This is a genomic window from Corynebacterium minutissimum (assembly GCF_000805675.1).
GTDB classification, from domain to species: Bacteria; Actinomycetota; Actinomycetes; order Mycobacteriales; family Mycobacteriaceae; genus Corynebacterium; species Corynebacterium minutissimum.
Genome location: NZ_JSEF01000012.1, coordinates 57,394 through 69,577 on the forward strand (window position 1 = coordinate 57,394; position 12,184 = coordinate 69,577).

Sequence of the window (12,184 nt, forward strand, 5' to 3'; positions counted from 1 at the left end):
TTACTCTAATTGACGTGACCATCCACCACGCGCACCGCACCACGATCCGCAGACGTGGCCATGTTGGCGTAAGCACGCAGCGCCTTGGTGACCGGGCGGTTACGGTCCTTCGGTGTCCAGGGCTTCTCGCGTTGCTCCTCGGTGGCGCGGCGGCGCTCCAGCACGTCCTCATCCACATCCAGGGTGAGCTGGCGCTCGCGGATGTTGATGGTGATGGGGTCGCCATTTTCCACCAAGCCAATGAGACCGCCATGCGCAGCTTCGGGGGAAATGTGGCCGATGGAGAGGCCAGAGGTGCCTCCGGAGAAGCGGCCATCCGTAATCAAGGCGCAGGCCTTGCCCAAGCCAGAGCCCTTGAGGAAGGACGTCGGGTGGAGCATCTCCTGCATGCCGGGGCCACCCGCGGGTCCCTCGTAGCGGATGACGATAACATCGCCCGGCTGAACTTCCTTCTTGAGGATGATGGAGACGGCCTCTTCCTGGGACTCCACCACGCGGGCAGGCCCGGTGAAGGTCCACAGTTCTTCCTCCACGCCGGCGGCTTTAACGATGGCGCCGTTAGGTGCCAGGTTGCCGCGCAGGACCACGAGTCCGCCATCAGAGGAGAAGGCATGCTCGGCATCGTGGATGCAGCCATTAACTGCATCCGTGTCGAGTTCATCCCACCGATTGGACTGAGAGAACGGCTCGGTCGTTCGCACGCCGCCAGGGGCAGCCAAGAAGAGCTCGCGGGCGGCGTCGGTAGCTTTGCCACCGCGGATATCCCAGTCGTCGAGCCATTCCTCGGCATTGTCATAGAGTGCCGTGTGCACCTTGAGGTTGAGGTGGCCAGCGCGGCGCAGCTCGCCCAAGATGGCGGGAATGCCGCCGGCGCGGTGTACGTCCTCGATGTGGTACGTGCCGTTGGGGGCCACCTTGGACAGACAAGGCACGCGGTAGGAGATCTCGTTGATGTCCTCGAGAGTGAAGTCCACCTCGCCCTCCTGCGCCGCAGCGAGGGTGTGGAGGATGGTGTTGGTGGACCCACCCATGGCCATATCGAGGGCCATGGCGTTGGTGAAGGCCTCCTTGGTGGCAATGGAGCGTGGGAGGACGGAGTCGTCTTCCTCGCCGTAGTAGCGCTGGCACATCTCGACAATGGTGCGGCCCGCCTGCTCAAAGAGGCGACGGCGGAAGGCGTGGGTAGCCAGGGTAGTGCCGTTGCCTGGCAGAGCCAAGCCGAGCGCCTCGGTGAGGCAGTTCATGGAGTTGGCAGTGAACATGCCGGAGCAGGAACCACAGGTGGGGCAGGCGGATTCCTCCACCTGGGCCAGTCCCTCATCGGATACGGCCTCGCTGGCCGACGCCGTGATGGCCGTAATCAGATCCGTCGGTGCATGCGCCACGCCATCGACGACGACGGCTTTGCCGGCCTCCATCGGGCCGCCGGAGACGAAGATGGTGGGGATGTTGAGACGCAGCGCAGCGTTGAGCATGCCCGGGGTGATCTTGTCGCAGTTGGAGATACACACGAGGGCGTCGGCAGTATGCGCGTTAGCCATGTATTCGATGGAATCGGAGATAATCTCTCGCGAGGGCAGGGAATAGAGCATGCCGCTGTGGCCCATGGCAATGCCATCGTCAACGGCGATGGTGTTGAACTCCTTGGGCACGCCACCCGCTTCGCGCACGGCATCGGCCACGATGTCACCTACGTTCTTCAGGTGGACGTGGCCGGGCACGAACTGAGTATAGGAGTTGGCAATGGCGACGATCGGCTTGCCAAAATCGGTGTCCTTGGTGCCGGTGGCTCGCCAGAGGGCGCGGGCACCGGATGCCTGGCGGCCAACGGTGGTGACTTTAGAGCGCAGCGGGTACATAGTTATTCCTTCAGTTCGGGGTGTGCTTCGAGGTAGTCGGCGTATTCCTCCTTGGTGAGGAGGACTTGCTGGCCGTCGCGGTGGACAATGACCACCTTGTCGTCGGCGGCGTTGCGTCCCGCGGTGAGAGCATCGGGGATACGGCCCTGGGACGCCTTGGCCAAACGCGGCAGCGAGTTAAAGGTCACGCCGGGGAGGCTGAGATTCTCGCCATCGGTTGTGCGGCCATAGGCGCGCGAACGCTGGAAGCCGATTCCTGCGAAGTCCTTCCACGCGATGTCTTTGGGGCCGCGGAAGCCGTATCTGATGTGGAGGCCGTGAGAATCCACCGTCGTGCGCGAGCGTAGGACCCACCAGAAACCAAGTATGGGGAAAATGAGAATCCAGAACAGGTACTTTGGCGCCCAGCCGATGCTCAGCAGCGCGATGGCGGCGAGTAGCCCAATACCGAGGAGGTGTTCGCGGGTGGGCTTAAAGGTTTCGGCCGGGGAGTGGTCGGGGCGGGAAGATGCGTTCTGCGGGTGTGAGGACGTCATAGTGGGTCATCGTAATTGACTGTGTGGTGCTGTGGCGAACCGCCCCACCTGTGATATCTCGCAAAATGAGAAAACGATCCCAAAAATGGGGGTAATTGCCTGCGGTGGCTTTTCTATCGGTGTATAGTTTGTCGCATGATCATTATTCGACTTCACCTCGTAGTACCCGGGCGGCGCGAGCCGTAACGAGTCCACAGTGACGTCGACCTGCAGCGCCCCCGCTACCTTCACACCCAGAAGGACAGACGGGGGCGTTAGTTATAGGCAATGGTCTCTCCGATATCCACCCCATAGAAGGAGCACACCCACCGTGACAGCTTCCACTCCGCCACATCAGGCGCCCGAGCGCATCACGGGCGCACACGCCATCGTTCGCACTCTTGAAGATCTTGGTACTGAACTCGTCTTTGGTATTCCGGGCGGCGCCGTGCTTCCGCTCTATGACGCACTCTTCGAATCAACGAAGCTGCGCCACGTGCTTACTCGCCACGAGCAGGGTGCCGGCCATGCAGCCGAGGGCTATGCTCAGGCCTCCGGAAAGGTGGGCGTCATGATTGCCACCTCGGGTCCAGGTGCTACCAACCTGGTGACGCCGCTTGCCGACGCCAACTTGGACTCCGTCCCCGTCATCGCGATTACCGGTCAGGTTGGTAGTTCCTTGCTGGGAACCGATGCCTTTCAGGAAGCCGATATCCGCGGTGTGACGATGCCGATTACGAAGCACAACTTCATCGTCACTGATGCAGCTGACATCCCGGCGGCCATTTCCGCCGCCTTCCATTTGGCCTCAACTGGGCGCCCGGGCCCGGTTCTTGTGGATATTCCCAAGGACGTCCAAAACTCCTACATGGAGTACACGGGTCCACAGATGATGGACCTGCCGGGATACAAGCCCACGACGACGCCGCATCCACGCCAGATCTCGCAGGCGGTGAAGCGAATCGCCCGCGCGAAGAAGCCGGTGCTCTACATCGGTGGTGGCGTTATTAAGGCTGGGGCCTCGCGCGAGCTGCGCGAGTTTGCTGAGCTGACCGGAATTCCCGTGGTCACCACCCTTATGGCCTTGGGCTCCTTCCCGGATTCGCATCCGCTGCACATGGGTATGCCGGGCATGCACGGCACTGTGCCGGCAGTTGCAGCCTTGCAGCGCTCCGACCTCATCATCGCTATCGGTGCGCGCTTCGATGACCGTGTCACTGGTGATACCGCCACATTTGCTCCGCATGCCGAGGTCATTCACGCCGACATTGACCCGGCCGAGGTGGGCAAGATCCGTGAGGTTGCCATTCCTATTGTGGGTGATGCCCGCGAGGTGCTCCTGCGCCTGACCAAGGCTTATGAAAACGACAGTGAGATTTCTGCACCGCAGATTGATGAATGGATGGAGTATCTCACTGACATGCAGCGCCGCTTCCCGCGCGGTTTCGAGCCGACGCCAGATGGGCTGCTTAACCCGCAACAGGTTATTTCACAGCTCAGCGAAATTGCTGGGCCGGAGGCCATCTACTGTGCCGGCGTGGGCCAGCATCAGATGTGGTCAGCACAGTTCTTGGATTTCGAGCACCCACGCAGCTGGATCAACTCTGGTGGTGCGGGAACCATGGGCTATGCCGTGCCGGCAGCGCTGGGTGCGAAGGCAGCCTTGCCCGAGCGCGAAGTCTGGGCCATTGACGGTGATGGTTGCTTCCAGATGACCAACCAGGAGCTCACCACCGCGGCGGTCGAAGGTTTTCCCATCAAGGTTGCCGTTATTAACAACGGAAACTTGGGCATGGTGCGCCAGTGGCAGACGCTGTTCTATGAGAACAAGTACTCCCACACTAAGCTGCGCGAGCACGATGAATATGTGCCCGATTTTGTGAAGCTGGGAGAAGCCCTGGGATGCGAGGCGATTCGCGTCACCACGGAAGAGGAGATCGCGCCCGCCATCGAGCGTGCACGGAAAATTAACGATCGCCCGGTCGTCATCGACTTCATCGTGGGCCAGGACGCTCAGGTGTGGCCGATGATTGGCGGCGGTGCCTCGAACGAGGAAATCCAGTACGCGCTGGGCCTGCGCCCGCTATTTGATGAAAACGAGTCCGCGGCCGAGGAACCGGCCGAGATCCACGAATCCCTCGAGGAGGCCTAAGAACAATGGCGAAAGACGACATCACCCGCCACACACTGTCCGTACTGGTCGAGGATATCGAGGGCATCATCTCCCGCGTGACCGGTATGTTTACCCGCCGTGGCTACAACCTTATCTCCCTGGTTTCTGCAAAGACGGAGACCGAAGGGATTAACCGCCTTACCATCGTTGTGGATGCCTCAGAGGTGGTCACTGAACAGGTGACCAAGCAGCTCAACAAGATTGTGCCCGTCCTCAAGGTGGTGGAGCTGGAAGAGGAAAGTACGATTGCGCGCGGCATCATGTTGGTGAAGGTGACGGCAGACAACGAGAACCGCCCCCAGGTGGTCGACGCGGTCAACATCTTCCGTGCTCGCATCGTGGATGTGGCTCCGGAATCCGTGGTCATTGAGGCCACCGGCACGCCGGGCAAGCTGCGTGCGCTTCTCGACGTCCTCGAGCCCTTCGGGATCCGCGAGCTGGTGCAGTCTGGTCACGTGGCGCTGGCCCGTGGCCCGAAGGCGATGGCACCATCGAAATAAAAATCTCACATTGTGGACATCCTGTCTCAAAATGTGATACAACTTCACTAGAACGATTTCCTACACAAGTAAAGGAACTTAAGAATCATGGCTATTGAAACTCTCTACGACGACGACGCCGACCTGTCCATCATCCAGGGCCGCAAGGTGGCCGTCATTGGCTACGGCTCCCAGGGCCACGCCCACGCGATGAACCTGCGTGACTCCGGTGTTGAGGTTGCCATCGGTCTGCGCGAAGGCTCCAAGTCCCGCGCAAAGGCAGAAGAAGCTGGCTTCACGGTTCTCACCAACGCCGAGGCTGCCAAGTGGGCTGATGTCATCATGCTCTTGGCTCCCGATACCTCCCAGGCATCCATCTTCACCAACGACATCGAGCCGAATCTGGAGGACGGTAACGCCCTGTTCTTCGGCCACGGTCTCAATATTCACTTCGACCTGATCAAGCCGGCTGAAAACATCACCATCGGCATGGTCGCTCCGAAGGGCCCGGGCCACTTGGTTCGCCGCCAGTTTGTCGACGGTAAGGGCGTTCCCTGCCTCATCGCTACCGAGCAGGACCCGAAGGGTGAAGGCCGCGAGCTGACCTTGTCCTACGCGGCCGCTATCGGCGGCGCTCGTGCCGGTGTCATTCCGACCACCTTCAAGGATGAGACTGAAACCGACCTGTTCGGTGAGCAGGCAGTCCTGTGTGGTGGCGTGGAGTACCTCATCATGAACGGTTTCGAGGTCCTCACGGAAGCCGGTTACGAGCCGGAGATGGCCTACTTCGAGGTTTGCCACGAGCTGAAGCTCATCGTGCACCTCATCGTTGAGGGCGGCATCAAGAACATGAACTACTCCTGCTCTGATACCGCTGAGTTCGGTGGCTACCTCTCCGGCCCGCGCGTTATCGATGCGTCCGTTAAGGAGCGCATGAAGGACGTCCTGACCGACATTCAGGATGGCACCTTCGTAAAGCGCCTCGTCGCCAACGTGGAAGGTGGCAACAAGGAGCTTGAGGAGCTGCGTGAGAAGGTGAACAACCACCCGATCGAAAAGACCGGCTCCCAGCTGCGCGACCTCATGAGCTGGGTTAAGAATCCGCTGGACGCAACTGCCTAAGGATAAGTCAACCTCTGGTTGATGACACTCTGCCGTCCCTAGTGCTGATGACTTTTAACAGTCAAGCACGAGGGGCGGTTTCGGCGTTTACAAGGTGTAAACCTAGCCTAGGGAGCGAATCGCTATTTGTCTGCGGATCGTTGATGCTGTCTTCCGATATGCGCGAGTTCTGCGGGTCTGGTTGCGAAGACGCGCTTGGTTGGCGGCTGAGCTCACTCTTTCTGATTGAGACATGTGGATCTTTCCCATGTCGCTGAGTGCCGTCCGAAGATTCATGGTTCATATCCTAACTTTGCTTCCTGTGCTTTGCGAGTATTCGAGGTTGAGGCGTTGTTGTTTCGTCGTTCTTACTCTGCAAGTTTCGATGTAGAGTGGAGGGCCAGTTTCTCGACTACCGGGGTAGGTTCATTGAGATGACTCGCTCCTCAATGGTGATGAAATCAGAAGGCTTGGACATGGGGGCACCCGACCAACGCGACGTAGGGATATGGTTTCGGGTTAGTATGTGAGATTCGCTCATAAACGGGCACGATCTCACATCTGCGAGTAGGCTCGGAACCATGGGTTTCACGACGCCAAGCTATGACCTTTCTGACCTCTTTGCTCGCATTGACCGTGGGGATATCCAGCTTCCGGATTTCCAGCGCGCCTACTCCTGGGACGAGGACCGCATCCGCTCTCTCATCGTGACTGTGCTGCGCGGTTATCCGCTGGGTGCCTTTTTGGCGCTGGATACTCGCAATGAGACGATGCGTTTCCGTCCCCGCGCGCTCGCAGGTGCACCCGATACCGGAGTGAACCCGGGCCTTCTTCTCCTCGATGGTCAGCAGCGCCTCACATCGCTGTACCACTGCTTCCGTGGCGATGGTTTCGTGGACACGACGGATTTCCGCTCCAAGAAGGTTTCCCGCAAGTTCTACGTTGATCTGCGCACGGCCACGAGCGAGGACATCATGCCGGATGAGGCTGTCTTTGCGGTGAATCAGCATGGCGAGCTGCAGTCCCACTTTGCTCCGGAGATTGAGGGCTCGCTGGCGAATCGTGAGGCCGCTATTGATGCGTGCTGCATCCCTGTCTCCGCGTTGCTGAGCGAAGAAGGCACGAGCATGCTCTTCGAATTGGCTGCTGCCGACAATGGTGTGAATCGCGATGTTGTCGCTGCCTTTAATAACCGCATCCTGCGTCCGCTTTCGGGCTATGACGTGCCCATGATTCGCTTGTCCCGCGAGACTGCACAAGCAGGTATCGGTTCCATTTTTGCCCAAGTGAACTCCGCTGGATTGCAGATGGACGTCTTTGACCTGCTCACCGCGGTTTTCGCGTCCGAGGACCCGGATTTCCACTTGGCGGAGCATTGGGGGGACGTCGAGAAGCAACTGCGTGCCTTCCCAGCACTCGATGGCATTGGCCGCAATGAGTTCCTCTCCGCAGTGTCCCTGCTGGTCTCGGGTAAGAAAGGCACAGCCGGCGGTCAGCGCGAGGATATCCTGCAGCTGAACCTGGCTGAGTACCGCGCGGCTTCGTCGACACTCGTTATTACCTTCCGTGAGGTTGCGGAATTCTTGGCTGAGCGTTGCATCTTGTCCTTGGACCAGGTGCCGTACAACGAGCAGATTATCCCGCTCGCGGTCATCCTCGCGCGTCTGGCCGAGCGAAACGGTGTGCTCTCCACACAGGACTCCTGGGACCGCCTCAACCAGTGGTTCTGGAGCGGTGTCTTTGGTGAACTCTATGGTTCTTCGGCCGTCAAGCTGCGTGCCGCACGTGATGTTGACGAGGTCACCGCATGGGTAGCGGGGGAGACCGAGGTCGTGCCCCAGACTGTGCGCGATGCTTCTTTCCGCGAATCACGCCTTCTATCCGTCAGCGAGAACGACGGCGTGTGGCACGGACTTTATGCACTGCTCATGGCTCGCGGTGCGAAGGATTGGCGCACCGGGCAGCCCTTCACTCGTCATACCTTTGAGGATCTTAAGCCGGGCTTTTTCCCGATCTTCCCGCTCTCCTGGTGCCAGCGTCATGGGGTCAGCGCTGTCTTGGCCAACTCTGTGCTCAACCGCACGCCGATGGGCAAGCGCACCGAAGTTGTCCTCGATGGGCATTCGCCGGAGCGCTACCTTCCGCGCGTACAGTCCAAGTCCATCATGGAGGACGCCGAGTTCGATAGCGTGCTGGCCTCCCATGAGCTGCAACCGGAGCTTTTGACGTCCAAGACGGCGTATCAGTTCTTTGCCAATCGCCGCGAGCGTTTCGTGGGCATCGTAGAATATGCCTTGGATAAGGCCGTCATTCGTGACGTCGATGAAGCCAACTTGTCTGGTGGTGAGGAGGGCCCGCAGGCTTTTGCGCACTAAAGCACTCGTGGTGGCGCTCGCAGTGGGAAGTCTCGCTGCGAGCGCTTCTAGCTGTTCGTCGATGGGCCGGGGCGAACAGCTTGTCACACAGGACATTACGGCAGTGCCTGACGCTGAAATTGACCTTGCACGTGCCAGTGAAGAGAACCGACTGCGGCTTATTGATCCCACATTCGCCGATATGGTGGTCGTTCTCGACGACCCCTGGGGATTGGAATCCGCACGGCTCTTTTTCAAAAACACCAACGCGCTTATCTTGGCTGAAAACACAGACGCCGCTGCTTTGCGTGCAGCGACGCTGAGTGTGTCCCAGCGCGTTCCCATGGTGACCTATGACGAATCCATTCGGGGCAAGATTTCGGAACTGGCGTCGGATCTGGGGGTCAAGCAAATCCTCGTGGTGGGTAATGTCCCTTGGGCTAGTCAATCGGGCCTCCAGGAGGTCATCCATGACCCAGGCAATACGAAAGCCTTAGGGGAATACACGGCCTTTCAATTCACTTCAAAGGTCGTGAAAGATCCAAGCCGAATGGTGGATAACATTGCGCATTTGGATTCCTCCGCGAAAGTTGAGCTCAAGGCGGCATGGGAACCGCTGCCGCAGTACATGACGAAGGAAAAGATGCCCGCAATCCCCGCGGAAGCGCGGCGCGATGCGCAAATGGCACCAGTTATCGTTGCTACCGTGGATAGCCCCGTGGCCAACGTGGTGAACGCTAATGCGTATGGCGGTAGCGTTATGGTGATGCCGAATCCTGATCCGTCTGCGACGAAGGTCGGAGCGGCGATGACCGCGGGACTTGCGGATGGGCCCATCGTGGCGCTCGGACCGGAATTCGGTTCAGTGACAGAATTCACGCATAAAATAGATCAGGGTTGGAAAGAATAAACTACACTTCACGGCATCCACTCATCAGCCTAGTGAAGGAAGTTATGTCGAAGCCGGTCGTACTTATTGCCGATAAGCTTGCAGAATCCACCGTTTCCGCGTTGGGAGACACCGTAGAGGTCCGTTGGGTCGATGGCCCAAACCGCGAGGAGCTTCTCGCAGCGGTCCCGGACGCCGATGCGCTTCTCGTGCGCTCTGCCACGACCGTCGATGAAGAGGTACTTAGTGCGGCTGGCAAGTTGAAGATCGTGGGCCGTGCCGGTGTTGGTCTGGATAACGTCGACATCCCGGCTGCCACTGAGCGCGGCGTCATGGTAGTCAATGCGCCGACGTCAAATATTCACTCCGCGTGTGAGCAGGCCATCGCTTTGCTGCTGGCTACCGCCCGCCAGGTTCCGGCCGCTGATCAGTCCCTACGTCAGGGCGAGTGGAAGCGCTCTTCTTTCAAGGGCGTGGAAGTTTTTGGCAAGACCATTGGTATCGTCGGCTTCGGCCACATTGGTCAGTTGTTTGCCCAGCGTCTGCTGGCTTTCGAAACTACCGTCATTGCGCACGACCCGTATGCGAATCCGGCCCGTGCCGCAGCACTTGGTGTGGAGCTGGTGAGCCTAGAAGAGCTTATGGCGCGCGCTGACTTCGTCACTATCCACCTTCCCAAGACCCCGGAGACCAGCGGCATGTTCGACGCGGAGCTCCTAGCCAAGGCCAAGAAGGGCCAGATCATCATCAACGCTGCCCGCGGTGGTCTCGTGGATGAAGCAGCCCTGGCAGAGTCCATCAAGTCGGGTCACCACCGTGGTGCTGGTTTCGACGTGTATGCCACCGAACCGTGCACGGACTCCCCGCTCTTTGAGCTTCCACAGGTGACAGTATCCCCGCACTTGGGCGCTTCTACCGTTGATGCCCAGGATCGTGCCGGTACTGACGTTGCCGAGTCTGTGCTCAAGGCTCTCGCTGGTGAGTTCGTGGCGGATGCCGTCAATGTGGAAGGTGGCAAGGTAGGCGAAGAGGTCGCTGGATGGCTGGACCTTACCCGCAAGCTCGGACTCGTTGCTGGCAGTCTCTTGGGCTCCGCTCCTGTGGCTGTCGAGGTGGAAGCCTGCGGCGAGCTCGCCAACGAAGACGTCTCAGCTTTGGGCCTGTCTGCGGTGCGTGGTCTCTTCTCCGGTGTGGTCTCGGAAACCGTGACCTTCGTTAATGCCATGCAGATTGCAGAGAGCCGCGGCGTCGACGTGGATGTCAAGACCAACGTTGAGTCTAAGGGGCACCGTTCTTCCGTCGTCGTGAAGATTATCGGCTCCGGCGGTGAAGTGTCGCAGCTGACCGGTGCGCTCATTGGTATTGATGGCGTCGAGAAGATCGTCCGTATCAACGGCCGCGGCGTGGACATGCGCGCGACCGGCCGCAACCTCTTCTTCTCCTACAAGGATGCCCCGGGCGCACTCGGCACCGTGGGCACCAAGCTCGGAGCTGCTGGCATCAATATCGTTGCTGCGGCGCTGACTCAGGGCAAGGAAGTTGATGATGCTGTCCTCATCCTCCGCGTTGAGCGCGAGGTTCCGGAGGAGCTCATCGAAGAAATCAACGCTGCGCTGGGTGCTAGCTGCCGTCAGCTCGACTTCGGCGCCTAAAGGTATGCAGCAGATGGCCCTTAGTGCTGTCTGCAGTGTGAAGCGATTGAGCGATTTCGCCGTCCGATAACCGGTGCGGTGGTATTCTCACATGTATCCAACAGGTGAGAAAGGATTCCCACAATATGAAACTGGCAGTGATTGGCGGCGACGGCATCGGCCCTGAGGTAACCGCGGAGGCGCTTAAAGTTCTGCGTGCCGTGCGCGACGACATTGAGGTTACCGACTATGACCTCGGAGCCCGTCGCTATTTGCGCAACGGCGAGCTTCTCACCGATGAGGATCTGGCTTCCCTGCGTGAGCACGATGCCATCTTGCTTGGTGCTATCGGCGCCCCTGGTGAGGTCCCGCCGGGTGTACTGGAGCGCGGCCTTCTGCTCAAGATGCGCTTTGCGCTGGATCACCACGTTAACTTGCGCCCATCTAAGCTCTATCCCACGGCCACCTCGCCTCTGGCGAACCCGGGCGACATTGACTTCGTCGTTGTTCGCGAGGGTACCGAGGGCCTGTACTGCGGCAATGGTGGCACACTCCGGGAAGGTACGGAGTACGAGGTGGCCTCCGAAGTGTCCCAGAACACCCGCTTTGGCGTGGAGCGAGTCGTGCGCGATGCCTTTGAGCGCGCCATGTCGCGCCGCAAGCACGTCACCCTCGTGCACAAGACCAATGTCTTGGTCAACGCTGGTGGTTTGTGGCAGCGCACCGTGGATGAAGTAGCTGAGGAATACCCTGAGGTGACGGTGGACTACAACCACATTGATGCCGCCACCATCTACATGGTGACCGATCCGGCTCGCTATGACGTCATCGTCACCGATAATCTTTTCGGTGATATTCTCACTGACCTTGCCGGTGCTGTCACCGGTGGCATCGGACTGGCTGCCTCCGGCAACATCGATGCCTCTGGCACCAACCCGTCCATGTTCGAACCCGTCCATGGTTCTGCTCCCGATATCGCGGGCCAGGGTATTGCCGATCCCACCGCCGCCATTCTGTCCGCAGCTATGTTGCTGCGTCATCTTGGCGATGAAGACAATGCAGCGCGTGTGGAGGAAGCAGTCGCGCAGGATGTCTCCTCCCGGGGCGATGTTCCGGTGCGCACTGTTGAGATTGGTGACCGAATCGCCTCCGCACTAGCATCCTAAGCCTGTAGTCTTGGCGC

Annotated in this window: 9 protein-coding genes; 7 read left to right on the forward strand and 2 right to left on the reverse strand. The window is 59.5% G+C overall.

Annotated elements, in window-relative coordinates:
• Nucleotides 1-5: 5 nt before the first annotated feature.
• Nucleotides 6-1,859, reverse strand: coding sequence for a dihydroxy-acid dehydratase (gene ilvD / locus NX84_RS06575; protein ID WP_039675105.1), 1,854 nt, complete (start codon nt 1,857-1,859; stop codon nt 6-8).
• Nucleotides 1,860-1,861: 2 nt separating this feature from the next.
• Nucleotides 1,862-2,395 (reverse strand): PH domain-containing protein, encoded by a 534-nt coding sequence (locus NX84_RS06580; protein WP_039675107.1) that lies wholly within the window; start codon nt 2,393-2,395, stop codon nt 1,862-1,864.
• Between the two features lie 310 nt (nt 2,396-2,705).
• Here NX84_RS06580 and NX84_RS06585 point away from each other — a divergent pair, with 310 nt between their 5' ends.
• From NX84_RS06585 to NX84_RS06615, 7 genes are all read left to right on the forward strand, one after another.
• A complete protein-coding gene (locus tag NX84_RS06585; protein ID WP_039675110.1) occupies nt 2,706-4,526 on the forward strand; it encodes an acetolactate synthase large subunit in 1,821 nt (606 codons plus the stop codon).
• Nucleotides 4,527-4,531: 5 nt separating this feature from the next.
• Entirely contained in the window at nt 4,532-5,047 is a 516-nt protein-coding gene (gene ilvN / locus NX84_RS06590; protein WP_039675112.1) for an acetolactate synthase small subunit, read from the forward strand.
• Nucleotides 5,048-5,134: 87 nt separating this feature from the next.
• The gene (ilvC, locus tag NX84_RS06595; protein WP_039675114.1) at nt 5,135-6,148 is read left to right on the forward strand and encodes a ketol-acid reductoisomerase; all 1,014 of its coding nucleotides are present in this window, start codon (nt 5,135-5,137) and stop codon (nt 6,146-6,148) included.
• A gap of 560 nt (nt 6,149-6,708) precedes the next feature.
• Nucleotides 6,709-8,502: a GmrSD restriction endonuclease domain-containing protein gene (locus tag NX84_RS06600; protein WP_039675116.1), complete on the forward strand. Its 1,794-nt coding sequence runs from the start codon at nt 6,709-6,711 to the stop codon at nt 8,500-8,502.
• A gap of 103 nt (nt 8,503-8,605) precedes the next feature.
• Complete coding sequence (locus tag NX84_RS06605; protein WP_231913681.1) at nt 8,606-9,391, forward strand: hypothetical protein; 786 nt, start codon at nt 8,606-8,608, stop codon at nt 9,389-9,391.
• Nucleotides 9,392-9,435: 44 nt separating this feature from the next.
• On the forward strand, nt 9,436-11,022 hold the full coding sequence (serA, locus tag NX84_RS06610) for a phosphoglycerate dehydrogenase (protein ID WP_039675120.1): 1,587 nt from the start codon (nt 9,436-9,438) through the stop codon (nt 11,020-11,022).
• A gap of 125 nt (nt 11,023-11,147) precedes the next feature.
• Nucleotides 11,148-12,167, forward strand: a complete 1,020-nt coding sequence (locus tag NX84_RS06615; protein ID WP_039675122.1) for a 3-isopropylmalate dehydrogenase — start codon at nt 11,148-11,150, stop codon at nt 12,165-12,167.
• Nucleotides 12,168-12,184: the final 17 nt, after the last annotated feature.